25 protein-coding genes, 1 tRNA gene and 1 pseudogene are annotated in these 25,955 nt (G+C 61.8%); 12 read left to right on the top strand and 15 right to left on the bottom strand.

The genetic code is table 11. The features are described from left to right. Positions 1-82: 82 nt before the first annotated feature. The 5 genes from J3P73_RS16270 to J3P73_RS16290 form a co-directional block, all read right to left on the bottom strand. Positions 83-379, bottom strand: a complete 297-nt coding sequence (locus J3P73_RS16270) for a hypothetical protein (protein ID WP_130664825.1) — start codon at positions 377-379, stop codon at positions 83-85. A gap of 144 nt (positions 380-523) precedes the next feature. Further along, positions 524-599: transfer RNA gene (locus tag J3P73_RS16275), tRNA-Lys, on the bottom strand. Positions 600-826: 227 nt separating this feature from the next. Next, positions 827-1,738 carry a PhzF family phenazine biosynthesis protein gene (locus tag J3P73_RS16280; protein WP_130682069.1) on the bottom strand — a complete coding sequence of 304 codons (912 nt, stop codon included), beginning with the start codon at positions 1,736-1,738 and terminating at the stop codon, positions 827-829. A 165-nt stretch (positions 1,739-1,903) separates the two neighbouring features. Continuing rightward, positions 1,904-2,677, bottom strand: coding sequence for an NUDIX hydrolase (locus J3P73_RS16285; RefSeq protein ID WP_130682071.1), 774 nt, complete (start codon positions 2,675-2,677; stop codon positions 1,904-1,906). Next, positions 2,674-3,783 carry an endonuclease/exonuclease/phosphatase family protein gene (locus tag J3P73_RS16290; RefSeq protein ID WP_130682073.1) on the bottom strand — a complete coding sequence of 370 codons (1,110 nt, stop codon included), beginning with the start codon at positions 3,781-3,783 and terminating at the stop codon, positions 2,674-2,676. Before J3P73_RS16290 ends, J3P73_RS16285 begins: the two co-directional genes overlap by 4 nt. A gap of 198 nt (positions 3,784-3,981) precedes the next feature. Between J3P73_RS16290 and J3P73_RS16295 the strand changes: the two genes are divergently transcribed. Next, a complete protein-coding gene (locus tag J3P73_RS16295; protein ID WP_024320846.1) occupies positions 3,982-4,344 on the top strand; it encodes a DUF4189 domain-containing protein in 363 nt (120 codons plus the stop codon). 20 nt (positions 4,345-4,364) lie between these two features. Here J3P73_RS16295 and J3P73_RS16300 read toward each other — a convergent pair whose 3' ends face one another. From J3P73_RS16300 to J3P73_RS16310, 3 genes are read right to left on the bottom strand one after another with little or no spacing between them, the layout of a single operon-like run. Next, complete coding sequence (locus J3P73_RS16300) at positions 4,365-5,420, bottom strand: ABC transporter ATP-binding protein (RefSeq protein ID WP_130686652.1); 1,056 nt, start codon at positions 5,418-5,420, stop codon at positions 4,365-4,367. Then, the gene (locus J3P73_RS16305) at positions 5,408-7,102 is read right to left on the bottom strand and encodes an ABC transporter permease (RefSeq protein ID WP_024320844.1); all 1,695 of its coding nucleotides are present in this window, start codon (positions 7,100-7,102) and stop codon (positions 5,408-5,410) included. The genes J3P73_RS16300 and J3P73_RS16305 overlap by 13 nt, the downstream gene beginning before the upstream one ends. A 7-nt stretch (positions 7,103-7,109) precedes the next feature. Then, positions 7,110-8,087, bottom strand: a complete 978-nt coding sequence (locus tag J3P73_RS16310; RefSeq protein WP_024320843.1) for an ABC transporter substrate-binding protein — start codon at positions 8,085-8,087, stop codon at positions 7,110-7,112. Positions 8,088-8,294: 207 nt separating this feature from the next. On the opposite strand from J3P73_RS16310, the gene J3P73_RS16315 reads away from it, so the two are divergent. The 3 genes from J3P73_RS16315 (at position 8,295) to J3P73_RS16325 (ending at position 12,527) form a co-directional block, all read left to right on the top strand. Then, a complete protein-coding gene (locus J3P73_RS16315; RefSeq protein WP_207579661.1) occupies positions 8,295-10,187 on the top strand; it encodes a CASTOR/POLLUX-related putative ion channel in 1,893 nt (630 codons plus the stop codon). Positions 10,188-10,324: 137 nt separating this feature from the next. After that, positions 10,325-11,383, top strand: a complete 1,059-nt coding sequence (locus J3P73_RS16320) for an aldo/keto reductase (protein ID WP_018074245.1) — start codon at positions 10,325-10,327, stop codon at positions 11,381-11,383. Between the two features lie 100 nt (positions 11,384-11,483). Next, positions 11,484-12,527 (top strand): DUF2278 family protein, encoded by a 1,044-nt coding sequence (locus tag J3P73_RS16325; protein WP_018074244.1) that lies wholly within the window; start codon positions 11,484-11,486, stop codon positions 12,525-12,527. Positions 12,528-12,567: 40 nt separating this feature from the next. Here J3P73_RS16325 and J3P73_RS16330 read toward each other — a convergent pair whose 3' ends face one another. After that, the gene (locus J3P73_RS16330; protein WP_024320841.1) at positions 12,568-13,788 is read right to left on the bottom strand and encodes an aminotransferase-like domain-containing protein; all 1,221 of its coding nucleotides are present in this window, start codon (positions 13,786-13,788) and stop codon (positions 12,568-12,570) included. Between the two features lie 389 nt (positions 13,789-14,177). On the opposite strand from J3P73_RS16330, the gene J3P73_RS16335 reads away from it, so the two are divergent. The 5 genes and pseudogenes from J3P73_RS16335 to J3P73_RS16355 all read left to right on the top strand — a co-directional run bounded on the left by J3P73_RS16335 (position 14,178) and on the right by J3P73_RS16355 (position 16,787). After that, positions 14,178-15,278, top strand: coding sequence for a branched-chain amino acid aminotransferase (locus J3P73_RS16335; RefSeq protein ID WP_075224063.1), 1,101 nt, complete (start codon positions 14,178-14,180; stop codon positions 15,276-15,278). 107 nt (positions 15,279-15,385) lie between these two features. Continuing rightward, positions 15,386-15,516, top strand: a pseudogene (locus J3P73_RS38155) (PIN domain-containing protein); the annotation flags it as partial. A 123-nt stretch (positions 15,517-15,639) separates the two neighbouring features. Further along, the gene (locus tag J3P73_RS16345; protein ID WP_024320839.1) at positions 15,640-15,891 is read left to right on the top strand and encodes a ribbon-helix-helix domain-containing protein; all 252 of its coding nucleotides are present in this window, start codon (positions 15,640-15,642) and stop codon (positions 15,889-15,891) included. Beyond that, entirely contained in the window at positions 15,875-16,210 is a 336-nt protein-coding gene (locus J3P73_RS16350; protein ID WP_024320838.1) for a type II toxin-antitoxin system RelE/ParE family toxin, read from the top strand. The genes J3P73_RS16345 and J3P73_RS16350 overlap by 17 nt, the downstream gene beginning before the upstream one ends. After that, on the top strand, positions 16,200-16,787 hold the full coding sequence (locus J3P73_RS16355) for a class I SAM-dependent methyltransferase (protein WP_024320837.1): 588 nt from the start codon (positions 16,200-16,202) through the stop codon (positions 16,785-16,787). The genes J3P73_RS16350 and J3P73_RS16355 overlap by 11 nt, the downstream gene beginning before the upstream one ends. A gap of 49 nt (positions 16,788-16,836) precedes the next feature. Here J3P73_RS16355 and ilvC read toward each other — a convergent pair whose 3' ends face one another. Then, the gene (gene ilvC, locus J3P73_RS16360; protein WP_024320836.1) at positions 16,837-17,856 is read right to left on the bottom strand and encodes a ketol-acid reductoisomerase; all 1,020 of its coding nucleotides are present in this window, start codon (positions 17,854-17,856) and stop codon (positions 16,837-16,839) included. 49 nt (positions 17,857-17,905) lie between these two features. Beyond that, positions 17,906-18,571, bottom strand: a complete 666-nt coding sequence (locus J3P73_RS16365) for a TetR/AcrR family transcriptional regulator (RefSeq protein WP_018074237.1) — start codon at positions 18,569-18,571, stop codon at positions 17,906-17,908. A 141-nt stretch (positions 18,572-18,712) separates the two neighbouring features. On the opposite strand from J3P73_RS16365, the gene J3P73_RS16370 reads away from it, so the two are divergent. Then, on the top strand, positions 18,713-19,192 hold the full coding sequence (locus J3P73_RS16370; RefSeq protein ID WP_185827914.1) for a hypothetical protein: 480 nt from the start codon (positions 18,713-18,715) through the stop codon (positions 19,190-19,192). Between the two features lie 23 nt (positions 19,193-19,215). Then, the gene (locus J3P73_RS16375; RefSeq protein ID WP_024320834.1) at positions 19,216-19,581 is read left to right on the top strand and encodes a DUF4087 domain-containing protein; all 366 of its coding nucleotides are present in this window, start codon (positions 19,216-19,218) and stop codon (positions 19,579-19,581) included. Between the two features lie 83 nt (positions 19,582-19,664). On the opposite strand, the gene J3P73_RS16380 is transcribed toward J3P73_RS16375, so the two are convergent. From J3P73_RS16380 to J3P73_RS16390, 3 genes are all read right to left on the bottom strand, one after another. Continuing rightward, entirely contained in the window at positions 19,665-21,347 is a 1,683-nt protein-coding gene (locus J3P73_RS16380; RefSeq protein WP_024320833.1) for a hypothetical protein, read from the bottom strand. Next, the gene (locus J3P73_RS16385) at positions 21,347-22,405 is read right to left on the bottom strand and encodes a glycosyltransferase family 2 protein (RefSeq protein ID WP_130692193.1); all 1,059 of its coding nucleotides are present in this window, start codon (positions 22,403-22,405) and stop codon (positions 21,347-21,349) included. Before J3P73_RS16385 ends, J3P73_RS16380 begins: the two co-directional genes overlap by 1 nt. A gap of 180 nt (positions 22,406-22,585) precedes the next feature. Further along, positions 22,586-23,494, bottom strand: a complete 909-nt coding sequence (locus J3P73_RS16390; RefSeq protein ID WP_018074232.1) for an AraC family transcriptional regulator — start codon at positions 23,492-23,494, stop codon at positions 22,586-22,588. A 203-nt stretch (positions 23,495-23,697) separates the two neighbouring features. Between J3P73_RS16390 and J3P73_RS16395 the strand changes: the two genes are divergently transcribed. After that, positions 23,698-24,744, top strand: coding sequence for an NAD(P)-dependent alcohol dehydrogenase (locus J3P73_RS16395; RefSeq protein WP_011652713.1), 1,047 nt, complete (start codon positions 23,698-23,700; stop codon positions 24,742-24,744). Positions 24,745-24,854: 110 nt separating this feature from the next. Here J3P73_RS16395 and J3P73_RS16400 read toward each other — a convergent pair whose 3' ends face one another. Beyond that, a complete protein-coding gene (locus tag J3P73_RS16400) occupies positions 24,855-25,937 on the bottom strand; it encodes an acyltransferase family protein (RefSeq protein ID WP_018074230.1) in 1,083 nt (360 codons plus the stop codon). Positions 25,938-25,955 lie beyond the last annotated feature (18 nt).

The following is a 25,955-nucleotide window of genomic DNA, read 5'->3' on the forward strand; positions in this document are numbered from 1 at the left end:
TCCCGCTCGCTCCCTCTCTCAACGGAAGCGTCCAGAGCATGATGCCGAAAAGTGTTGAGCGGTTTTCGGACGACATCCTGTTCTAGGGAAAGTTATAGGGCGACGCGGGGTCGAAGACGCAGGAATAATCAAGGATGCACTGCTTTCCCCCCGCATCGCGCAAACTAGTCGTGGTGCGCTTATCACCCATGCTGCACTGGGCAGGTGGATAACGGAAACTGCGGCCGCCGAAACCGACGCGAACAAAGACCTTTTTGTTCTGGCGAATGATCTGCGTAAGCTCGCTGCAGCTATGCTCGCTCGCTTTGACGTTCATGACGCCTGCGCCAAAGGCCGGTAGCGGCAGAGACAAGGCAACGACTAGAATGATGCTTCTCATGGGACCCTCCCAGTGTGTGTGAGGGAAACTAGCGCGCGCAGATCACTGCGACCAGTCCTTTGGGCAAGGCTAGCAATGCCGCCTGCTTCCAGCAGGCCGGAAAATCCGGCCTGAGTTCAAATACATCAATCTTTTCAAGAGATTTGGTGGGTGATGTAGGGCTCGAACCTACGACCCGCTGATTAAGAGTCAGCTGCTCTACCAACTGAGCTAATCACCCGTTCGCGCTTGGCTGCGCGGTGTGACGGGGCGTATAAACAGGATCGGCAGGCTTGTCCAGCGCGTAGGCGAAATTTCTTTGGTTAATCGCGAAGATTTTTCGGCATGGCTGAAATGCAACGCAGAACCCCGAAAATCGGAATCGATTTTTGGAGAGGATTATGCGCCGATTCAAAGTGATAGAGCGTCCTTAGCGCGTTCTATCGGACGCGCGGCGCTCCAGTGAAATCAAAGGTCGAGCGTGCCGCTGGCCAGCCGCACCGCCTGGCCGCCGATCCGCGCGTTGGAGATCGCCCCGCCGTCGACATCGATATGCAGGTGAATGAAGGACGGCCGGCCCATCTCGACGCCCTGCTCGATCATGATCGGGTGATGCCCGTCCGTCAGCCGGTCGAAATAATGGATGGCGCCGGAGAGTGCGGCCGCCGCCGAGCCGGTGGCCGGATCTTCGACGATGCCCATGCCGCTTGCGAACATGCGCGCGTGAAACTTTGCCACGTGGTTGACGCCGCCACGGCAATAGACATAGGCCGAGGCAAGCGCGCCATCGACGAAGGGCACGATCTTTTCCCAGAGCTGCGGATCGAATTCCACCCGCTGCGTGGCTCCAACATCGTGCACCGGAATGAGCAGGAAGGGAACGCCGGCGCTCCAGACCGACGGGACGTGATTTTCGAAGCCGATCTCGGTCACCTTCAGCGACAGCGCATCGGCGATGCCGAGCTTGTCGAGCGGCATGATGGCCGGCTGCGATTTGCGCGGCAGGTCGAATTCGGCAAAGCTCGCCTCACCCTCTCTCAGCCGCACCGCGCAACGCACCGGCCCGACATTTTCCTCGAGCACCGTGACGAGATCGCGCGTCGCAGCACCATGCGCCCGTTCGGCCAGCGCCACCGCCGTGCCGACCGTCGGATGGCCGGCAAACGGCAGCTCGCGCCCCGGCGTGAATATCCTCAGACGCGCCGCATAGGCGGGGTTGGCCGAAGGCTTCACGAAGACCGTCTCCGAGAGATTGATCTCCCGGGTGATCGCCTGCATCGCCTCGTCGCTGAGATTGTCTCCGTCGAAGATCACCGCCAGCGGGTTGCCCGCAAGCTTTCGATCGGTGAACACGTCATAGACGCTGTAGCTTCGCGCCACATCAGCCTCCTTGAATCGTCATCGCGCCGCCAACCTGCCCGACCGGGCGAGCGAGTGCAAGGCGCTAAAACGCGTCATGCCAACCGGATTCACATGACGCGCTTTCGATCTTTGGGTGATGGATGCCGTTATCCCGAAACGCTACACGGTTTTAGGCGGCATACATCAACTCCGCTCGGCCTTGCCAAAATACCAGTCGATCACGGGCAGCATGGCGATGTTATAGGGATGGGCCGAAGGATCGGCCGAGCGGATCGCCACGGCGCCCGCGATCTCCTGGTCCTCGGCGACGAGCATGTGGCTCTCGATCCGCGCGATCATCTCGTCAGCCGTCATCTCGAAGCGGTAGAGCCGCAGCAGCGTTACCGTGCGCTTGTTACGGGTGGCGAACAGCCCCCGCCCCGCCACGGATTCGGCAAGATCGAGCCCGGTCTCCTCCTGGACTTCGCGGCGCATGTTTGCCTCAATGTCACAGCGTCCGTCGACGACATCCTCGGGCTCCAGCGAGCCGGCCGCGAAATAGACCTGGCCGGGATTGGCCGTATGCGCGCCCATGCGGATCGCCACCAGCGCACCGTCGGAGGTTTCGAGCACGGGATAGGCGAAGAGATGGAGGCCGCCCTGGCGCTGCGGCTGGCGGCGCCACCACATGAAGGCGGAAAAGGGAATGACGTGGCCCTCGCCTGCAATCCCGTCTTCACTGAGTGATACCAGCCGCTGGAACACCATGCGCCCGTCGAACAGCGCCGGATTGGCGGCAGTCTCTCTGGCCCAGTTCTCCCGGATCGCCGTTTCTTCGGCGACGACCAAAGGATGGGGACCGGGCAGGATGCGCAGATCCACGCCGGCAATCGGGAAGACCGTGGCCTCCGGCGGCCAGCCGGCGAAATCGCCAGAAAAATTGCTGTTTGTGAAATTCGCGTTCAAATTCGCATTCATGGGAGATCCAGTGTCATGACGACGGGGCAGTGATCGGACGCCTTCGGCCTGTCCCAGCCGGTGCGCGGATAACGCTCCACCTCCTGCCCCGGCGGGAAGATGGTGCGGTAAGGCTGGCCGCTGCGGATGATTTCCGGCAGGCGGCCGACATTGTGGGCGGCGAGTGCTGGCGAAAGCCAGAGATAATCGAGCTGGCAGAGCCACTGCTCCTGCGGCCCGCGCGCATGATAGAGCGTCCAGCGGTCGAGCGGCTCGCGGCGGCGCACGACATTTTCGGCAAAGCCATCGCGGCTGAAAACGTCGAGTGCGCTTTCGGCCTCATCCTGATGCTCGAAACGATAGCCGGCGCCCCGGCGGCCGATGACATCGACGCGCTCCTGATAATCGTTCATGTCGCCACAGATAGCGAAGCTCTTCGTGCCGGCTTGATCCGCCCCGAAGCGATCCTCGATGATGCGGCGAACGGCGCGCGCCTCGGCGCGGCGGATCGGCATGGTCGATTGCCGCCCGTCCAGCCCGTCGCGCGGATTGCCCATGGACTTGAAATGTACGACGTAGAGCGAAAAAGGCCGACCGCCGATCAGAAGATCGAGCTCCAGACAATCGCGCTTGAAGATCTTGTCGTCGATGCGGTTGGTGAGCGCCAGCTCTTCGTCGAAGAGATCGAGATCGCGATAGGTCGTCATCGCATGGCTCTTGATGTCCCTGAGCTCGATCTTCTGGCCGTCGCGCGTTTCCTCGCGCATCAGCACAGCAACATCGATGCCGCGGCTGTCATTGCCCTCGACCAGGTATTTCTGCCGGTAACCGTTTCCGACCATGCGGAAGAGATAGCCGTATTCGAAGGCCTGAAGGGCAGCCATGTTGTCGATTTCCTGCAGGCAGAGGATATCGGCATCCGCGTCGGCGATCGCAAGCGCGGTCATCTGCCGCGTGTCGTCGGTCGCAGCGATCACCCGCGCCTGCTCGAGCTGCTGGTAGACGCCCTCGCTCGACACCTGGAAAAGCTTGATGACCCGGTCCTGGCGCAGCTGATTGCGGAAGCCGGTGAAATCGAAACGGGTCAGGAGATTTTCGACATTGAAGGTGGCGAGGCGAAGCGACATGGGAAGGATCCGGTTGCGGGGAGTACCTTAACCAGCAGAAGCCGCAGGAAAAGATGGCGGAGCCAAGAAATATGCGGACAACCACCCCTCTTACAGCCCCGGACGCGATTACCTGTGACTTCGGCCGCAGACATTCCGCCGCAAGCCTCGAATAGTTCTTCGCAGAGGACAATCGCCGTTCCGGCGCGGGGGCATTTCATGAAGCGGGTTCTTGCATCGCTTGCGGTTCTGACGTCCCTCGCCGGCTCGGCCCTTGCCGACACCTACGGCGCCATCGCCTATTCGCCGTCGACCAGCGCTATCGGCTGGTCCTATGCTTATGACAATCGCGGCGACGCCGAAACCGTTGCCCGGCGCAATTGCGACAGCAGCGCCAATGACTGCCGGATCGCCATCTGGTTCCGCAATGGCTGCGGTGCGGTGGCCGTCGGCCATCGCGGCGGCTGGGGCTCCGGCTGGGGTTACGACAATCGTGAGGCCCAGCGCCAGGCAATCCGCAGCTGTAGAAAACAAACCGGCAGCTGCCGCGTCATCCGCTGGCAATGTTCCGGCAGTGAATGATTCTGGCTGAGTGCGGCGTCTCAAAGCCGCCATGCCGAGCGCACCGATAGCCTGAGGCCGTCACCCGTCCGGACGGGAAAACGGGTATAGGCCCGCAGTACCTGACTATCGGCGAGGATGAGCTTCAGCGCATATCGCTCGCCCTCGAAGAGAATGGATTCGACCGTCGCCGCAATCCCCTCGCCGGCGGCGATATTCTCGCCGGAGACGATGACATCCTCCGGCCGGACGAGGACGTCCACCCTGTCGCCGCTGGCTGCCCCGGCGGCAGCACCGGCAAACAGCGGCTCCAGCGCAGGCCAGTCGAGCGCCCTGCCATCGCCGGCGGGACGCGGCAGCGTCACGATCGCGCCTCGCCCGATCAGCCCGCCGACGATGCGCCCTTCCGGCCGCGCGTAGATCTCGGCGGGAGCCGCCACCTGCAGCAGCCGGCCCTCCGACATCACGGCAACGTCAGTCGCGAGCGCCATCGCTTCGCTCTGGTCGTGGGTGACATAAATCATCGTTGCGCCCGAGCGCTGGTGGAACTCGCGAAAAGTCTCTTCCATCTCCTGTTTCAGGTGCCGGTCAAGATTGGCGAGCGGCTCGTCGAGCAATACCACGTCAGGCGATGTCACCAGGCAGCGGGCGAGCGCCACGCGCTGGCGCTGGCCGCCGGAGAGATCAGCCGGGCGCCGCTCGGCATAATCGGCAAGCCGCACGGTGGAAAGCGCGTCGCGCACCTTCGCCCGGTAAGCCTCGCCCGAAATACCGCGCACCTTGAGGGGATAGCCGACATTGTCGGCAACGCTCATATGCGGCCACAGCGCGTAGGACTGAAAGACCATCGCCATGTTGCGCTTTTCCGGCGGCAGCGACTGCGCGGCATCGGCAAGCAATCTCTCGCCGAGATGGATCGAGCCGTCGCTCGGCGCCTCGAAACCGGCGATCATGCGCAGCACCGTCGTCTTGCCGCAGCCGGAAGGCCCAAGCAACGCCAGGAAGCCGCCCTCGCGCACATCAAGCGAAAAACCGCTGACGGCGGCTCGGCCTGTACCAAAATCCTTGCAGAGCTGGTTGAGGGTCAGCCTCGCCATGGGACCACTCCTTTCGGCAGTCGTTTCGCCAGAAGTTCGAGCAGCAGCATCAGCGCGACGACCAAGAGGACGACGAGCACCGAGAGCGCCGAGGCAAGGTCGGAGCTGCCGCTGTCGTCGAGATTGTAGATGGCAACACCGAGCGTCTGCGTGCCGGCAGACCAGAGCAGCGCCGAGATCGTCAGCTCGTTGCAGGCAATCAGGAAGACAAGGATAACGGAGGCGCCAGCGGCCGGCGCAATCAGCGGCACGATGATATCGGCAAGCCGGCGGAAGAAGCCGGCCCCGGAAAGCCGTGCGGCCTCTTCCAGCGCCGGATCGAGCTGATGGAAAGCGCTGACCACCGGCTTCAGGCTGACGGCGAAGAACGAGGAGAAATAGGCGATCAGGATGATCCAGATCGTGCCGTAAAGCGAGACGTGCAGGATCGGGATCGGTGCAGCGAACACCAGGATGAAGGAAACAGCCATGACGATGCCTGGCAGCGAATAGGGTATTTCGATCAGGCTGGAGACGATGCGGGAAGCCAGATCCCTGCGTCGTGTCAGCGCATAGGCCGCAAGCACTGTCACCACGAGGAGACAAAGCGCGGTAGCGGCGGCAAGTGACAGCGAGTTGATGAAGGCGGTGCGCGTCACCGCCTGCCGGAACAGGATCTCCTGAAAAGCATGCAGTGACATGGTCTTGAAGGTGAGCGGCACGCCATAGGCCGGCACCAGCGCGCCGGCGATCAGCGCGAAGAAGGGCGCGGCCAGCATGAAGAACAGGATAGTCCAGACGAGTGGCGTGAACACGAAACGCCAGGCGCCGAGCTCGAAGGCGGCACTCGCCCCGGATAACCCGATGACACGGTAGTCGCGGCCGCGCAGCGCCCGGTCCTGGATCATCAGCCCGACAATCGAGATGATGGCGATGATTGCCGAGAGCACGGCGACGTCGCCGAAAGTGCGGTTGGTGAAGGCGGAAAACTTGGTGAAGATCAACGTCGGCAACGTGAAGATCGAGGCCGGAATGCCGAGAATGGCGGGAATGCCGAAATTGCCGGTGCAGGAGACGAAGGAGATCGCCGCACCCGCGATGATGCCGGGCAGCGACAGCGGCAGGATGATGTCGCGGAACACCCGCAGGCTGGTAGCGCCGGAAAGCCGTGCTGCCTCGACGCCGTCGCGGGGCAGCGTCATCAGCCCGGCCCGCAGCGCCAGGTAGACCAGCGGCGCATGCTGCACGCCGTAAAGCAGCGCGATGCCACCCACAGAATAGAGCGGCTGCGGCGAACCCATCGGCGGGGCGATATGCAGCGCCTTCAACAGCGGACTGGAGGGGCCCGACATCTGCACCCAGGCCAGCGCCGTCACCTGCGGCGGGATCATCATCGGCAGCACGAAGAAGAAGCTCAGCGCCCCCTTGGCGCGGATATCGGTCAGCGTCAGCAGGAAGGCAAAGAGGCAGCCGATGATGAGCGAGATGATTGTGCCCAGAATGGCGGTGACGACCGTGTAATAGGTTGACGACCACAGCGAGGCGTCGCCGAGAACCGTCATCACCCCGCCGTCGGCAAAGGCCGCGATCCCGACCATAGCAAGGCGGGCGAGCGGCAGCACGCTGAGGATCAGGACGATGATGACGACAAAAGGAAACAGCCAGGCGGGCTGGCTGTTTCCGGTTTTGATGTATCCGTGCATGAAAGGATCAGTTCGAGCCGTAGATGTCCGAGAAGGTCTTGAGATCCTGGTCGGTATTCTTCAGAGCATCTGCGGCCTTGATCGGCAGGACGTTGATAGTGTCGCGCGCGGGAAAGCCGTCCGGCAGCTTCATGCCGTTGCGGGCCGGGATGTAGCCGAGCTTCAGGAAGCCTTCCTGACCCTTTTCGGAGAGCACGTAATCGACGAACTTCCTGGCGACATCGGCGTTCTTGGTGCTGGCGAGGATGCCGACCGGCTCGGTGACGGCCGAAACGCCTTCGCTCGGGAAGACGAACTCGACCGGAGCGCCCTTGGCCTTCTCGCGGATCGGCAGGTAATCGACGACCATGCCATAGGCCTTTTCGCCCGAGGCAACCGACTTCAGCACGGCGCCGTTGCCGCCGGCGGCGATCGCACCGTTTTCGGCAAGCGACTTGTAGAAGTCCCAGCCGAGGCCGGGAACGGCGGCAAGCGTCTGGGCGTGGATAAGGGCCGCACCCGAGGCAAGCGGGCTCGGCATGGTGACGAGGCCCTTGGCTTCCGGCTTCGTCAGGTCCTTCCAGCTCGCAGGCTTCATCGCGGCCGAAGCGTTATACATGATGCCGGTGGTGATCAGCTTGGTCGAGTAGTAATAGCCGTCGGCGTCATAGAGGGCGGCGTCGTACCCTGCGGCTTCCGGCGACTTGTAGGCCAGGAGTTTGCCGTCTTCCTTGAGGCGCTCCAGCGTCACCACGTCGGCAATGAGGAGAACGTCGGCGACCGGGTTGCCGGCCTGGATCTCGGCCTGGAGCTTCGCCATGATCTTCGGCGTTCCGTCGCGCACCCAGTCGACCTTGATATCGGGATTCGCGGCCATGAAGCCGTCGACCGTCGCCTGTGCGTCTTCGTTCGGCTGACTGGTGTAGAGAACGAGGTTTGCGGCCGAAGCCGGAATGGCAAAGAGGCTCGCAGCGACAAGTGTTGCGGCGGAAACGATCGTTTTCATGGGAGGGATCCTCGATTTCGATACCCCTCCCTTATTAGGGGTCCTTTACAGAGATGTGACAGCGCGCCGCAGCCGCCGCGGCGCCATTCCCACAACCTTCCTTGGTGGTTCGCCCGCCCTGCCGACAATACAGTTGATCGCCCTTCCGATTTCTGGAATCGCCTGTGGACGCGGCCTGATCCTGGCCGATTCGAGGGGATGGCAAGAATGAGACGGGCATCTTGGCGCGCGCGCCTGCGCTACCAGTTCGACAAGAGCATGGCCGCCGGCCCGATCGCCCTGATCGGCTGGCTGGCGGTGATATCGCTGGTCGCCATCATCGCTGCCGGCCTGGTGCTGGCGCTGACTGGCATTGCGCCTGATGGCGGCGAGCATCTGAGCTTCGTCGAGGGCGCCTGGGAATCGCTGATGCGCACCATGGATGCCGGCACGATGGGCGGCGATATCGGCTGGCCCTTCCGCGGCGTCTCCCTTGTCGTCACCATATCGGGCATCTTCGTCTTCTCGGCCCGCGTGCTGAGTTCCGGCCTCGAGGAAAAGCTGGACGACCTGCGCAAGGGCCGCTCGCAGGTGCTCGAAAACGACCATACGATCATCTTCAACTGGTCGCCCTCAATCTTCGACGTCATCTCCGAACTCGTCATTGCCAACACCAGCCGGCGCCGCCCGCGCATTGTCATCATGGCCGCCAAGGACAAGGTGGAGATGGAGGACGAGCTTGCCGACAAGATCGAAAATCTCGGGAACACCCGTATCATCTGTCGCAGCGGCGATCCGACTGATCTTTACGACATCAACATCGTCAACCCGCACACCTCGCGCTCGATCATCGTGCTGTCGCCGGAAGGCGACCATGCCGATTCCGAGGTCATCAAGACGGTGCTCGCCCTCGTCAACGATCCCGGTCGCCGCAAGGAGCCCTACCAGATCGCCGCCGAAATCCGCGACACCAGGAATGCAGAGGTGGCGCGCATCGTCGGCGGCAAGGAATTGCAACTGGTGCTTGCCGACGACCTGATCTCGCGCATTGTCGCCCATTCCAGCCGCCAGTCGGGACTGTCTGGCGTCTATTCCGAACTGCTCGATTTCGAAGGCTGCGAGATCTATACGCTCGAGCAGCCCGAACTCTCCGGTAAAAGCTTCGGCGCCGCCGTGATGATGTACGAGAGCTCGACGCTGATCGGCTTCTGCGACAACGAGGGCGCGGTACATCTCAACCCGCCGGCAAACCGCATCTTCCTGCCCGGCGAGCGCGCCATCATCATCGCCGAAGACGATGCCGCGATCAAAAGCGCCGCCGCCGAGATGCGTATCGACAAGGAGGCGATCCGGGCTCCAGTGACACGCGAGACAAAGGCGGAGCGCACGCTGATGCTCGGCTGGAACCGCCGCGGCCCGATCATCGCCCGCGAGCTGTCGCGTTATGTCGCCCCTGGTTCGCAACTCACCATCGCCGCCGATACGCCCGATATCGAAGAGGAGGTTCGTGGCCTGACGCTTGCGAGCGACAACATGGCGGTCACCTGCCGCGTCACCGATACCAGCAGCCGCGCCGAACTCGACGACCTCGATATTCCCGCCTACGACCACGTGCTTGTGCTCGGCTACTCCGACCACATGGCCGCACAGCCCGCCGACACCCGCACGCTCGTCACCCTTTTGCAGCTACGCCGGATCGCCGAGAAAACCGGCCGCCACATCGGCATCGTCAGCGAGATGATCGACGTGCGCAACCGTGAGCTTGCCGCCGTCACCCGCGCCGACGATTTCGTCGTCAGCAACAAGCTCGTCAGCCTGATGCTGGCGCAGGCCTCCGAGAACGGCCAGATGGCGGCGATCTTCGACGAACTGCTCGACGAGGACGGCTCGGAAATCTACATGCGCCCCGTCACCGACTATGTTTCGATGGACAAGCCGCTGACCTTCTATACGATCTGCCTTGCGGCGCTGCGCCGCGGCGAGGTCGCGATCGGCTATCAACGGCAGCGGCAGGGAGAAGCCGACGCCCGCAATCTTTCCGGCGTCGTCGTCAATCCCGGGAAATCGGATCTTCTGGCCTTTGCCGAGGCCGATCGCCTGATCATCCTCGCCCGCCAGTGAACCCGCGTGTGAAAGTTCACACGCAAGCGAGCGTGGGAGCTCGCGCAAGCGAGTTCACGCAGGCGTGAACGCGCGGCGATTTGCCATTGCCGGGCTTTGCGCTACGTCACTCACATTTGGATGAGGGAGGAATTTCAATGGAATATCGTCTGCTCGGCCGTTCCGGCCTGAAGATTTCGACTTTGACCATGGGCACGATGACCTTCGGTGGCGTCGGCTGGGCAAAGACCGTCGGCGACCTCGGCGTTGCAGAGGCACGCAAGATGATCGACATGTGCATCGATGCCGGCATCAACCTGATCGACACCGCCAACGCCTATTCATCAGGCGAATGCGAAAACATCATCGGCGATGTGCTCGGCGGCAAGCGGCCGCAGGGCGTGTTGCTCGCCACCAAGGCCCGCTTCAGCATGGGCGACGGCCCGAACGACCAGGGCCTGTCGCGCTACCACCTGATCCGCGAATGCGAGGCGAGCCTCAAGCGGCTGAAGACCGATGTCATCGACCTCTACCAGGTGCATGAATGGGACGGCCAGACGCCGCTGGAAGAGACGATGGAAGCGCTCGACACCCTGATCAGGCAGGGCAAGGTGCGTTACGTCGGCTGCTCGAATTATTCCGGCTGGCACATCATGAAGGCGCTCGGCATCGCCAACGAGCACAGATACCAGCGCTTCGTCAGCCAGCAGATCCACTATACGCTGGAGGCCCGCGACGCCGAATATGAGTTGCTGCCGATCTCGATCGACCAGGGCCTCGGCGTGCTGGTCTGGAGCCCGCTCGCCGGCGGCCTGCTCTCCGGCAAGCATCGCCGCAACCAGGCAGCCCCCGAAGGCACGCGCCAGTTCGCCGGCTGGACCGAACCGCCGATCCGCGATGAGAACCGCCTTTGGAACATCGTCGAGACGTTGGTCGCGATCGGCGAAGAGCGCGGCGTTTCGGCGGCACAGGTGGCGCTCGCCTGGCTGATCGGCCGCAAGGCCGTGACCTCGGTCATCATCGGCGGCCGCACCGAAGCCCAGTTCCGCGACAACATCGCCGCCGCCGAGCTGAAACTCACGGACGACGAACGCAAGCGCCTCGACGCGGTCAGCCTGCCGCCGGTGATCTATCCCTATTGGCACCAGCTGAACACGGTTAGCGACAGGCTTGGTGAAGCCGACCTCGAGCTTTTCGGCCCGCATCTCCAGCAATAGGCGATAGCGGATCCGGCATTGCACGGTGAAGACAGGCGTCACAAAAGATGCACTTTCGCCGTGTTATCGTCAAACCCCGCCACCCGCCGCGAGGTTCTCCATGCTGAAGAATTACAAGGTCCTGAAGGGTACGGCGAGCGCCCTTGCCCTCGACGACGACAATGATCCCCATATCGAAATCCGCATCGAGGCGAATGGCGTCAGCTACCGCATCGCGCTCAACGTCCGCTCCAAGGAATCGCCGCACGACCTGCTCTACGCCGATATCGTCGATTTCAAGCATCCGGCGCTGACGGAGGCGCTCGAAGCTCTGCCGATGGGCCTGACCGACATCCGCAAGGACCGTCCGGAGCTCGCAATCGATTATGTCCGCGGCGGGTTGATCGAGCGCGAAGACATGAATGTCGCGCCCTTCCAGCTCTCCGGGCCGAAGAATGACCTGCGTGACTTCATCGAGCCGATCGTCCAGGAAGGCATTGCCGATTCCGACGTGCATTTCTACGCCTTCGGCGAGGCCTGGGGGCCCGAGAACAACAAGCCCGACCAATATTTTCGTTTCGAGCCGGGCAACGGCATTCACGACATCCACATGAACCAAGGCGACGGCGGCAGCTTCAAGGCCACCAACGGGCCGAACCAGGACGGCGCCCTGCTCGTCCATTTCAACGATACCGACGAATGGGCGGCGATCTTTCTCTGCTTCCAGTCGCAGAACTGGAACACCGATGCGGCGACCGGCCATCCGGTTTCCGACAGTCGCGGCGGCCAGGGCCGCGGCGAAGGCACACGCCGGCCGCAGCCGATCGTCGCCTCGTCGCTGCGCATCGTCGCCGCGCTGATCAACCCGGTGAACGGTGAAGGCGGCACCGAGGCCGAAACGGTGACGATCATCAACCGCTCCGACATGGAGGCATCGCTCGACGGCTGGAAGCTGGAGGACGAAAACGGCAGGACCCATACGCTGTCGGGATCGCTGAGCGCAGGCGAGCTGCGCACCATAGCGCTCGATGCCGCAGTCGGCGGCCCGCAGCTTGCCAACAGGGGCGGCGACATCATCCTTCGCAACGCCGACGGCGCCGTGGCCGACCGGGTCGGCTACGGCAAGAGCGAGACGGCGAACGAAGGCTGGACGACGATCTTCTGATCGGCGCCCTGCCCTTGATCCGTCAGCCGGGCGGCTGGAATCAGCCGCCGATTTCGGCCGAGATCAGCGCGCTCAGGCGGCCAATGCCGTCCTCGATCATCTGCTCGTTGGCGCAGGAGAAGCTGACGCGGAAGGTGTTGGCGCCCGAACCATCGGCGAAGAACGCCTTGCCGGGCACGAAGGCGACCTTGGCGGTTTCGAGCGATTTCGCCAGCAGCTTGGCGCCGTCCATGCCCTCCGGCAGCGTGATCCAGATGAACATGCCGCCTTCCGGCTTCGTCCAACTGGTGCCTTCCGGCATGTATTTCTCAAGTGCGGCCAGCATGCAGTCGCGGCGTTGGCTGTAGGCGGCCTTGATCCTGGCGACCTGCGCATCGAACCCGCGCTCGGCGACATCTGATATCGCCATCTGGTTGATCGTCGAAGAATGCAGGTCGGCCGCCTGCTTCATCAGCACCAGCTTGCGGATGACGGGCGCGTTGGCGACGATGAAGCCGACGCGAAGACCGGGTGCCAGCGTCTTCGAGAAGCTGCCGCAATAGATCGTGCGCGTATCGTTGATATGGCCCTTCTCGGCGATCTCGAGCGCCAGGATCGGCGGGAGCGGATCGCCGTCGTAACGCAGCGACTGGTAGGCCGCATCCTCGATGACGGCGATGTCGAGATCTTCTGCCAGTGCCAGGACCTTTTTGCGGCCGTCGAGATCGACGGTCTCGCCGGTCGGGTTGGAGAAGTCGGCGGAAAGATAGGCGAACTTCACCTTGCCGCCGGCAGCGGAAGCGGCCGCACGGTAGGATTCGGGCGTCCGGTTGCCGTTCGGCGTCAGCTGATCGTAGGCTGGTTCATAGGCATTGAAGGCCTGCAGCGCGCCGAGATAGGTCGGCCATGTCACGAGTGCGGTGTCATCAGGCGACAGGAAGAGCTTGCCGAGATAGTCGAGGCCCTGCTGCGAACCGGACACGATGAAGACATTGTCGAGCTCGCAAGGGATGCCGAGAGCCGCCATCTGCCCGACCAGCCATTCGCGCAGCGGCTTGTAGCCTTCGCTGACCGAATATTGCAGCGCCGAATTGACGGCGGCGCCGTCGAAGATATCGGCATAGGCCTGCTTGAATTCCTGATCCGGAAACAGCGCCGGATCAGGAATGCCGCCGGCAAAGGAGATGATGTCGGGGCGGTCGAGGAGCTTCAGGAGCTCGCGGATTTCGGATGCGCGCATGCGCGACGAGCGCGACGCAAACATGGTGTCCCAGTTCAGCATGGGGTTTCCTCATATTTTCTATACCGCCGACAAACCATGCGGGGAAAATTATGTCAATAATACTGACCTATTTTCTTGTCATGGTGACAAGTTGGAGATCTTATATCTCAAAGCCCTAGTGCGGGATTGGCGACCGCCTTTCCCGATAAGGATGAAATTTCCCGAACCAACCGAATGCTTTTCAGTACCGCCGATGTTCGGGATTCACTTGATGTAGGGGCCATCCAATATCGAAGGCGCTCGATCCCGATTTTGCTGCTCGACGTCAGCCACATCCAGCGATTATTCCGCTGATCAAAGCCGAAACCGGCTGATTCAGACCTTTCCAAGACCAGCTCGACGGCGGTAGTGTCGCCGCCACTATTCAATTTACTATCAAGGTGCCAGCAATGACCGTGACGTCGGCCTCTCCTGAAATCAAAATCGAACTCCACAAGTCTCCCGTCTCCGACGCCGACCGCATTCAGGCACTGGAGACGCCCGGCTTCGGCAAGGTCTTCACGGATCATATGGTCCTGGCACGATGGACTGCCGACAAGGGCTGGCACGATGCGAAGGTTACGCCGAGGCGCCCCCTGGAGCTCGATCCAGCGAGCGCCGTGCTGCACTACGCTCAGGAAATCTTCGAGGGCATGAAAGCCTACAAGGCAGATGATGGCCGGATTCTGCTCTTTCGGCCTGAAGAGAACGCACGCCGCTTTGCGCAGTCGGCGACCCGCATGGCGATGCCTCCTGTGCCCGAAGAACTCTTCCTGAAGGCGGTCGAAGAACTGGTCCGCGTTGACAAGGACTGGATTCCGTCCGGCGACGCCAGCCTGTACCTTCGCCCCTTCATGTTCGCCAACGAGGCGTTTCTCGGCGTTCGTCCGGCTCAGGAATATGTCTTCTGCATCATCGCCTCTCCGGTCGGCGCCTACTTCAAGGGCGGCGCGAAGGCCGTCTCCCTTTGGGTCGAGACCGAATACACCCGTGCAGCCAGCGGCGGTACTGGCGCGGCAAAATGCGGCGGAAACTACGCAGCCAGCCTCGTAGCGCAAGCCGAGGCGTCGAAGAAGGGTTGCGATCAGGTCGTCTTCCTGGACGCCGCAGAGCATCGCTGGGTCGAAGAACTCGGCGGCATGAACGTCTTCTTCGTGATGAACGATGGATCAGTGGTGACCCCGCCCCTTGGCGGCACGATTCTGCCGGGCATCACCCGGGCCTCAGTGATCGTGCTTGCCGAAGAAAGGGGCTTGCGCGTCGAGCAGCGCCCCTACTCGTTCGCGGAATGGCAAGACGACGCTGCCAGTGGCAGGCTCGTCGAAGCCTTCGCTTGCGGCACGGCCGCGGTCCTCGCCGGCATCGGCCTGGTTCGACATGCCGGCGGCGAATTTCCAGTCGGAGACGGACAGACCGGCAAATTGACCAGCGAACTGCGCCAGCAGCTCGTCAGTCTGCAGAAGGGCGTAACGAACGATGAGCACGGCTGGACGCGCCTCATCCCGGCCTGAAATCCGGACGTTCCACACGAACGGCGGCGTCAGCACCGACATGGTGGGGGCGCGCGGCTCTCCGCCTCGCCCGCAAAGCCGTCGGGCCGGCGATCTATTCCGCCCTCGCCGCGGCAACTCATAAACTCGCCACCACCGACGCGATCATTTCTGCGACCGCGGAGCGCCATGATGCCGATATCCTGACTTGCGACGCCATTTCAAGGATCTCGAATGCGCCGTCCACATCGATAAAAAGACTGATCCGCATGTGACCCAAGCCCTCGACGGCGCAGCACAACGCTTCTATCACAAACTGGGAAATGGTAATCTGGCATCTGAAATGGCTGAAAACCGGCGTGGGCGGGCGGCACCGAATCCAATGGCGAAAATGACGATCTCGCTTCCGGATAATCTGGCGGAATATGTCGAAAACCGTGTCGCAAGCGGCAGATACAGCAGTGCTGACGCATTCCTGGCAGAGCTCATTCTGAAGGATCAGCTCCATCACAAACTTGACGACGAAGAACTGCGCAACATCCTGAGACAGGCTGAGGAAAGCGGCCCGAGCGATCGACGCATTCCCGACATCCTGTCGGAAACGAAGGTGAAGCTGCGTGACAACAACCTATAGGCTGACCCGAACCGCGGACGCCGTGCTATCAGGCATCGACGAATATGCTTGCCTCAACTTCGGCGAGGCGCAGGCAGACGCCTATCTTCTCGACTGGGACAGGATTTTCGTGCTTCTTTCCCACGCTCCCTCCATGGGAGAAGAGTGCGACGAACTCGGCGCTGGCCTTCGCCGCCTCCTCCACATGCGCCACGTCGCCTTCTACCGGGTGACATCGGAAGGGATTGTCGTCATTGACATCATCGACGCGGACCGGCTTCCCGAAAGACATCTTCAATCCAACCGACGCCCCCGATCGGCCGAACAGCATGCCTCTTGAGCGCACCTCCGCCTTCTATCAGGAAAATGCCGAGATATATGCCAACCGGGCGCGCAGCCTGCCGAAGCAGCGGCTCGATGCCTTCCTCGCCGGGCTTGCCGCGGGTGCGGCAATCCTCGAACTCGGCTGCGGCGGCGGGCAGGACAGCGCCTACATGCTGTCGCAGGGTTTCGACGTGACACCGACGGATGGCTCGGCCGAGCTTGCAAGACAGGCCGAAGCGCTGATCGGCAGGCCGGTCAGGGTCATGCTGTTCCAAGAGCTCGACGCCGACAGCGCCTTCGACGGCGTCTGGGCGCAGGCAAGCCTACTCCACGTCCCGAGGCCCGAGCTGCCCGATGTCTTCGCCCGCATCCGGCGCGCCCTGAGGACCGGCGGCATCATTCATGCGACCTTCAAGGCAGGCGATGCGGAAGGCCATGACGGCTTCGGTCGTTATTACAACTACCCCTCCGCCGAATGGCTGTCGGAGCTTTTGACGAAAGGCGGCTGGCGGAACGTCGCCATCAGCGAAAGCGACGGCGGCGGCTACGACGGCAAGCCAACCCGCTGGCTGACCGTCAGCGCAGAACGGTAAAGGCAGGAGCTTTCGCCCCGGCCTTAAACTGCAACAGCTCAAAAACTGCTTAGTTGACCGACTTGTCTACCAGCTTGTTCTTGCCGATCCAGGGCATCATGCCGCGCAGCTTGGCGCCGACTTCTTCGATCGGGTGGCTGTCGTTCAGGCGGCGGATGCCCTTGAAGCGCGAGCCGCCGGCGCGGTATTCCTGCATCCAATCGGACGTGAACTTGCCGGTCTGGATGTCCTTGAGGACGCGCTTCATCTCGGCCTTGGTCTCGGCGGTGATGATGCGCGGACCGGAGACATATTCGCCCCACTCGGCCGTGTTGGAGATCGAGTAGTTCATGTTGGCGATGCCGCCTTCATAAATCAGGTCGACGATCAGCTTCACTTCGTGCAGGCACTCGAAATAGGCCATCTCAGGCGCGTAACCGGCTTCGGTGAGCGTTTCGAAACCGGCGCGGATGAGCTCGACGAGACCGCCGCAGAGAACGACCTGTTCGCCGAAGAGGTCGGTTTCGCACTCTTCGCGGAAGTTGGTTTCGATGATGCCCGAACGGCCGCCGCCGACGCCGCAGGCGTAGGAGAGAGCGAGTTCAAGCGCATTGCCGGACGCGTTCTGATGAACGGCAACGAGGCAGGGAACGCCGCCGCCCTTCTGGTATTCGCCGCGAACCGTGTGGCCCGGGCCCTTCGGTGCGATCATGACGACGTCGACCGAAGCCTTCGGCTCGATGAGGCCGAAGTGAACGTTGAGGCCGTGAGCGAAGGCGATTGCTGCGCCATCGCGGATGTTGCCGGCGATGTCAGCCTTGTAGATGTCGGCCTGCAGTTCGTCCGGGGTGGCCATCATCATCAGGTCTGCCCAGGCGGCAGCTTCGGCAACCGTCATGACCTTGAAGCCATCGGCTTCGGCCTTCTTGACGGTCGGCGAACCGGCCTTCAGCGCGATGACGACGTTCTGGGCGCCGCTGTCCTTGAGGTTCAGCGCATGGGCACGGCCCTGCGAACCGTAGCCGATGATGGCGACCTTCTTGGACTTGATGAGGTTGAGATCGGCATCACGATCGTAATAGACGCGCATTTGAAGTTCCTTCCCTTTGCTTGTCTTGTCGACTGTCATTAAAGCGGAATCAGCCGAGAACCGGCATCTCCGCCAGAACCTTGTCCGTGCCATAGAGCCTGAGGAAGGCGGTGACCGCCCTCTCCGCCTGGCGTGCGGTATCCTTGAGGCCCGGTTCGCCGAGCAGCATGCGCACATGCAGGTCGGAAACAACAAGGCCGTAAAGCGTGTGATAAGCCTCGTCGGCATCGGAAAAACGCAGGAGCCCCGCCCTCTTCCCGGCATCGATCAGCGCCATGGCGCGCCGGTCGATCTGGCGGCGGCCGCGCTCGAGCAACAGCTTGCCGAGTTTCGAGCCGTCGCGGTTCGACTGGCCGATCGCCAGCCGGTTCAGGGCCAGCGAGACGTCGCCGGCGAGCACTTCCAGCAAGTCACGCGCAAAAATGACGACATGGTCGTGCAGGCTCGCCGCCGTCAGCCGCTCGCCGTTGCGTTCGAAGGTGCGCACCTTGCTTGCCTGATAGGCGATCATCGCAGACAGCAGCCCGTCGCGATCACCGAACCACTTATAGAGGCTTTCCTTCGAGCAATTGGCGGCGCGCGCAACGCCCGAAGTCGTCAGCGCCTTCTCGCCGCCATCGACGAGCAACTGCAGCGCCTGCTCCAGAACGGCGTTCTGGCGCGGCGAAAACTCGCTCGGCTCTGCGGTATCGACGGACACGATCATGGCTCCCATATACGTACCGTACGGTACGGTTCGTGAGGTTTATGCGATAAACCGATCAGGTCGTCAAGAAGTCCAGATAGATTTTTTTAATACGGGAAACCGCGATGAAACACCAGAATTGGATAGGCGCGAATCCTCGGCGATCGCATAATGTCGCGCTACGCCATTTGCCCGGAGGCTTCGATGTCACGCCTGTCTGCAGCTCTTCTCCTGCTCGGAGCAATTCTCCTTGGCGGCTCAAGCGCTCTCGCGCAGTCCGACAGCGACGTCTATAACCGCATCGAGGAACTGCACGGCGATGCCGCAAGCTTCGACCGGTCGCTGCGCCAACTTGTTCGGGCGATGCGCTCAGGCGACGCCGAGACCATCGCCGGCCTTGCCGAATACCCACTGACGGTCAAGGCCAACGGCGAGACCTACGACGTCGAGAGCGCTGAAGATTTCATCGACAATTTCGACGATCTCGTGACGCCGGAAACGCGCCGCGCCGTCGGACGCCAGCAATACGAGGATCTCTTCGTCAATAGTGACGGCGTCATGCTCGCCGGCAGCGCCGTCTGGATGGGCGCGATCTGCGAGGACAACGCCTGCGAGGCGAGCCACTGGGCGATCATCGCGATCAACAATTAAAATCTGGCGACGAGGAAAAGCCGATGAAACACCGGATAGCCGCCGCAGTCATCACCGCAGCTCTCGCCATCGCCGCAAACGCACAGGCCGCCGAAATGCGCTGCGGCTGGATCGAGAATCCGACGCCCGCCAACTGGTGGCTGGAGGACGCGGAGAACACCTGGACGATCATGACCCAGGGCGACGATGCCGGCGAGGTGGAAGGCATGGAGTTGATCTCCGACATCTCCGAACATGATTATGTCAGGACCAACGGCAATTACGGCTATGCCTGCGCATGCATGAGTGTGGAAACTGATGGCAAGGACCGCATCACCCGCATCCTCTCCTTCCGCCAGCTAAAGCTCGCCAGATGCCGTGCCGACAAGGCGCTGAAATTCCCCGGCTGACCAACCCATCACGCGAATACCGGATGGCGGCCGCGATCATGAGCCAATCGTCCGGAGGCAGTTGATCCGCGAAGAGCCGCAGCCTATGACGCCGTAGCGCAACCAGCGGGGATCAAGAGAGGCTCTGCCGGCATCGCCTTGTCGATCGCGTAAAGCTTCGCGAAACCGGCATCCTCGACCAGCGTCAGGCCCGCCGGCATCAAGGTGCCGACATAGCGGTCGGGGATATCGGCGTTGGCGACAAGGATGAAATCGAAACGTCTGCGCCAGTCCGACAGATAGGGCGTGAAGCCTTTATATTCCTGCATCATTGCCGGGCATGAAAGCACGCCGATCGACAGCAGATTGCCCTCGGGAACCGCGATCTCAGACCATGGCGACAGAACGGATAGCGGCTGCTTGCCTTTTGCGGTGAAGAGCGTCGGCACGAAGGCATGCGAGAAGGGCACAGCAAGCGTCGGCAGGTGCCGGAAAGTATCCAATCCCCAGGAAAAATGGCGGTTGGAGTGGGCAAGACCGCTCACTGTCTCGGGTTCGTGTCCCAAGGGCAGCACGGCCGCGCCGGCAGGCACCTTTTTAAGCACAGTCTCGACGGCTGCAACGTCCTTCTGTGCCAGCCACCAGTTCCAGCCGACCCAGCCGGTGCGGCCGAAGACCGCGAGATTGATGATGAGCGCCAGCAGAATCGCCTGCCGGCGCGTGAGATTGGCGAAGGGGCACACCATCGCCATGGCGACGAGCGCCGTCATGATCGGAAAGCGCCAACTGATCCATCCGGTGCCGAGCATGTGGCGAGGCGAAACACAGGACAGAAGCAGCAGGCCGCAGGCGGCGACGGCAAGCCCGGCATGCATGCGGATATCGCCCGCGCGGACGGCACGTGTGCAGATGAGGATCAGTGGCAGAACCAGCACCACATCCACCACCGGAACATAGGTCGTGATGGCGGAGAGCAGGTTCAGGACGATCAGGACGATGCCGTCGTTCCAGGCAAGGCCAAGGCCGTTGCCACCGGCGTTGGGCAAAGCCGCCGTATGGAGATAGAGCGCGAGCGGCGGCAGGACGCAGGCGCCAAGCGCCAGCGCCAACCGGCCGGCGAGCCGTATCAGACCCGCCTTCGATCGCACTATATCGATGCGCCAGGAAAATTCGAGGCCGCAGACGATCGCCATATAGAAGCCAAGCGCGAAGAGATGCATCACCGTCAGCAGCAGCGCGGCGGCGAGCCGCCAGGCAAAGACCAGGGCGGGATTTCTACCCTGCAGCCGGAGATCGATGCAGGCAAAGCCGAGCGCCATGCCGAGGCCGATCTGGAAGTTGATGAAGCCGCCGATCATGGTGGCGCACCAGCTAAGCGACAGCATGGCGGTCTGCCAGTGGTGCCGGCCACCGAAAAGCGCGCGGTGCAGGCCGATCGCGCCCAGTGGCGGCAGCACGATCGCCAGGAAAAGCAAAGCCCGCGCAAGCCTGTCGGCACCGACAAGCGGCCCCAGCCAGGTGGCTAGAAGATCGATCCCGACATTGGTGAAGGTGCGGTTCCAATCGACCGCATAGATCTCAGGAAACGGCTGCTCGCCGATCCCGCCTGAAAGGAGCCAGATACGGGCGTAATGATTGGGGTAATCGAGAATTGGCGGAAAGGGAAACAGGAGAACCAAAGCCGCGGCAAGTCCGACGAAAGCGACGATCGCAACGGTGGAGTCCTGTCTGGCAATCAATTTCTCAGGCCCGGCTGCGGCCAAGGCAGGAGCGGCGATCCGGTCCATTATCCGATCCGGCTGTTCTTTTGCGAGCGCGGTGGCTCTTCGGATGCAAAGGCCGCATCCAGCGCCGTGCGCTTGTCGCTGGCGCTCATCTCCGAGAAAGCGATCGACAGTTCCGCGTGTTCACTGCCGCGCACGATCGTCTCGACCATGAACATCGGCCGCCTCTTGCTCTCCTGCACCAGACGGCCAAGATACTCGCCGATGATGCCGATGCAGATCAGCTGGATGGCGCTGAAGGCGCTGACCGCGGCCATGATCGACGACCAGCCGGTCACCGTCTCGCCCTGCAGCCAGCGAACGAAGGTGTAGACGAGCAACGAGATCGCGACGCCCGCGCTCATCATGCCAAGCCATGTGGCTATACGCAGCGGTGTCGTTGAAAAGCTGGTGATCGCATCCAGGGCAAAATTGATCATCTTGCGCAGAGGATATTTCGTCGTGCCGGCAAAACGGGCGTCACGCTCGTAGGGAAGAGCCACCTGCCTGCCGCCGATCCAGCTGACCATGCCACGGATAAAGCGATCGCGCTCCGGCATCGCCAGCAGGATATCGACGACACGCCGGCGCATCAGCCGGAAATCACCGCTATCGCGCGGGATGGTCACGGAAGCGAGCTTGGACAGGGCGCGATAGAAAAGCGAAGCGGAGGCGAGTTTGAACCAGGTTTCGCCCTGGCGGCGCGTGCGCTGGCCGTAAACAACGTCGGCGCCGCGCTCCATGATCGGCATCATCATCAAAAGCAGCTCGGGCGGATCCTGAAGATCGGCATCGATCAAAAGCACGCGCTCGCCCCGCGATGCGGCAAGACCCGCCGTCGATGCCAGCTGGTGGCCATGATTGCGCAGAAGACGAATACCGAGCACCTGCGGCACATCAGCCGCCAGGTTCGAAATGATCTCCCAGGTGCGGTCGGACGAGCCGTCATCGACGAGAATGAGCTCGAAGGCATCGCCGGCAACGCTATGAGCCGCGGCGGCGGAGCGGCAGCAGAACTCGCGCAGCCCTTCTTCCTCGTTGTGACAAGGCGCGACGATGGAAAGAAAGGGTACTTGCGTCATGCTGACGTCGGTGCCTGCTTGATGTTTGGCGCCAGACTAGCGACGAAAGGTCAAACATCCTTTAACGATTGGATGCCTGTCGCAGGGCCACCTCTCCCTCCGCAGCCATCGGACTGTAGCTTGCTTCGACCGATCAGACGACAAAACTCGACAATACATGGCTTCCAGACGTGCGCTGCTCTATTCCGCCGCCATGACGTCGCGGGCGCCGTCGACATCACGGGCCGGCGAGGCGCCGTAGAGGCGGCTGTATTCACGGCTGAACTGCGACGGGCTTAGATAACCGACGCGGTGGCCGGCCGTGCCCGCATCGAGGCGCTCCACGAGCATCAGACGGCGTGCCTCGTGCAGGCGAAGCTGCTTCTGATACTGCACCGGCGTCATCGCCGTGACCGATTTAAAGTGATGATGGAAGGACGACACGCTCATGCTGACGCGGTCGGCAAGGTCTTCGATGCGCAGTGGCCGCGCGAAATTCTCCTTCAGCCATGCGACGGCGCGCGCGACCCTGTTGCTGTGGCTGTCTGCAGTGGCAATATTAATCAGCCGCGCGCCATCCGGCCCGGTCAGCACCCGGTAGAGGATTTCCTGCTCGATCAGCGGCGCCATGGCAGGAATGTCGCCTGGACGATCGAGCAAGCGCAGCAGGCGGACGGCAGCATCCAGGAGCTCCGGCGGAGCGACGTTCACCGCCATCCCGCGCTGCCCGTCGGTATCCGCGGCCGGGCGCGGAATATCGATGCGACTGAGCAACTCCAGCAGCTTTTCGGAATCGATTGCCAGCCCCAGGCAGAGATGCGGAACCTCAGGGCTCGCCTCCGTGACGCGCCAGGCGACCGGCAGGTCGAGCGAGGTCAGCAGATAGTCACCAGTCCCGTAGCTGATAAGTTCAGTGCCGAGGCGCAAGCTCTTGGCGCCCTGCAGTACAAAGGCAAAACAGGGCCGGTAGCTGCTATGCAGCGGATCGCTGGGCTTGGACCGACGGCTGATGTGAAGATTGCCGATATCAGTCGCGAACTCACCGTCACCAGCCGCGAAGCGCATCGCGATATCGACAATTTCCTGATAGGGGCTGAAAGGCAAAGTCATGCGGCAACTCTTTCTGTCAACTGTCTGACGCCAGCGATACCGCTCTATCTAGAGTGCCTTGGCCATTTCGCAAACAGGCCGGCGCCTCACTTTTGCAGGATCGTGCAAAAAGCTGAGAGGATCGCTCTAACCCTCTGACGCAGTTCCGGGCAATAGTCCACCATCTCTTTCAACCCCCACCACAATCGAAAAGGATGGTTCCCATGCCTATTGCAAGAGGCTACGCCGCGACCGACGCTTCCAAGCCGCTGACCCCTTTCACCTTCGAACGCCGTAACCCGAACCCCGACGACGTCGTTATCGACATCAAGTTTGCCGGCATCTGCCATTCGGACATCCACACTGTCCGCAACGAATGGAAGAACGCCGTTTATCCGATCGTGCCCGGCCATGAGATCGCCGGCATCGTCTCGGCTGTCGGTTCCGATGTGACCAAATTCAAGGTCGGCGATCGCGTCGGCGTCGGCTGCTTCGTCGATTCCTGCATCGGCTGCGCCGAGCGCGACCTCGATCGGGAACAGTATATGCCGGGGCTCGCCGGCACCTACAATGACTTCGAAGCCGACCGCAAGACACGGACCCAGGGCGGCTATTCCGACTCGATCGTCGTCAGGGAAGGCTATGTCATGTCCATTCCGGACAATCTGCCGCTCGATGCCTCCGCGCCGCTGCTCTGCGCCGGCATCACGCTCTACTCGCCGCTGCGCCACTGGAATGCCGGCCCCGGCAAGAAGGTTGCGATCGTCGGCATGGGCGGCCTCGGCCACATGGGCGTCAAGCTCGGCGCCGCCATGGGCGCCGATATCACCGTTCTCTCCCAGAGCCTTTCCAAGAAGGAAGACGGGCTGAAGCTCGGCGCCAAGGAATATTACGCCACCAACGACCCGGAAACCTTCACGAAGCTTGCCGGCACTTTCGACCTGATCATCTGCACCGTCAGCGCCGAGATCGACTGGAATGCCTATCTCGGCCTCCTGAAGGTGGATGGTTCCTTCGTGGTGGTCGGCGCGCCGGAAAACCCGATCCCCGTGCATGCCTTCTCGATCATCCCCGGCCGCAAGAGCATATCCGGCTCGATGATCGGCTCGATCAAGGAAACCCAGGAAATGCTCGACTTCTGCGGCGAGCACAACATCGTCTCCGAGATCGAGAAGATCAACATCCAGCAGGTCAACGAAGCCTATGAACGCGTCCTGAAAAGCGACGTCCGCTACCGCTTCGTCATCGACATCGCCTCGCTGGCGGCTTAAGAAAACGACAGGCGGCTCTTTCGGGGGCCGCCCACCTGCTCCGGCGCAAGGTGCCCGTGACATCGGCCGTGTCGAAGTGCGCGTAGTCCCCTGTTGTCAATCTTGGGCGACTAGATAGGCCTCCAACGAAGCCACAACTTTCGGCCAGGGGACTGTATCGAGATGGCAATAAGGTGCGCCATCAACAATGACAGGGGCAGAACGAATACCACCAAGGGAATTGCATCTCGGTGGCATTCACCGCCCCAAGAGGTGTTTCCGAGCCCTAGATAATTACGCAAAGCAAAGCAATCGCCCACTCCGTACGTTGCGAGAAGAATAAGCAGCGGGACGTGCACGAGGTAGAGAGGATAGGATATCTCACCCATCCAAGTGGCGATGCGTTCCAACTGTGCATTTCTTGCCAGACCCAAGCCAAACCAGATAATCATTGGGTGAGCGGCAAATGTCAGGAGCAGATAGTATTTTCTCTCGGTGAGAACGAATTCCGAATAAAGCGCCGTGAGAGCGGCCACCAAAATCCAGCCGGGCCAGGCAGCAAGCCTGATGCGCAAGCCTCGTCGCCAAAGACAACTGATAAGCACTCCGCCATAGAAAGATGCCAGCACCCGGGGAAAGCCCCCGACAATATCGCCCCAAACGGAGCCCGGCGGGTACCGAAAGTACCACAACGCAACGACGAACGCTGGCGCCGATAGCACAACGATAGAAACGGCCAGCCGAAGACGAGCCGCGGTGAATAGAAAGACTGCGTTGGCCACGACTTCAAAGAACAACGACCATGCCGGGCCGTTCAAGGGCAGAATGCCGAGAACGGTGTCCGACGGCGCGGGAAGGACGAGCAGGCTGGTAATCGAGGAAACGGCAAAAGCGCTGACGCTCCAGTTCTCAAGATGACCAATCAACGGGAAAACCGAAACAGCGCCTAGCAATGTGCAAACCAGGTAGACAGGATACAATCGCGCAATACGGTGACTAATGAAATTTCGGCGGCCGTCCTCCTGTAACAGGCTCTCGCCGTATCTTTCCGCCAAAACGAAGCCGCTTAACATGAAGAAAAGATCGACAGCAGCATAAGCGACGGGAAATATATTACTGGAATGATAGACGAGTACGAGTATTGCAGACGCCCCACGCAACAAATCGAGCATCCAGAAACGATGCTTTCCATCAGCGTCTACGTCAATTGTCATGCAAACATCTCACGCTCT

Origin of the sequence: Rhizobium ruizarguesonis (assembly GCF_017357285.1) — a bacterium.
GTDB classification, from domain to species: Bacteria; Pseudomonadota; Alphaproteobacteria; order Rhizobiales; family Rhizobiaceae; genus Rhizobium; species Rhizobium ruizarguesonis.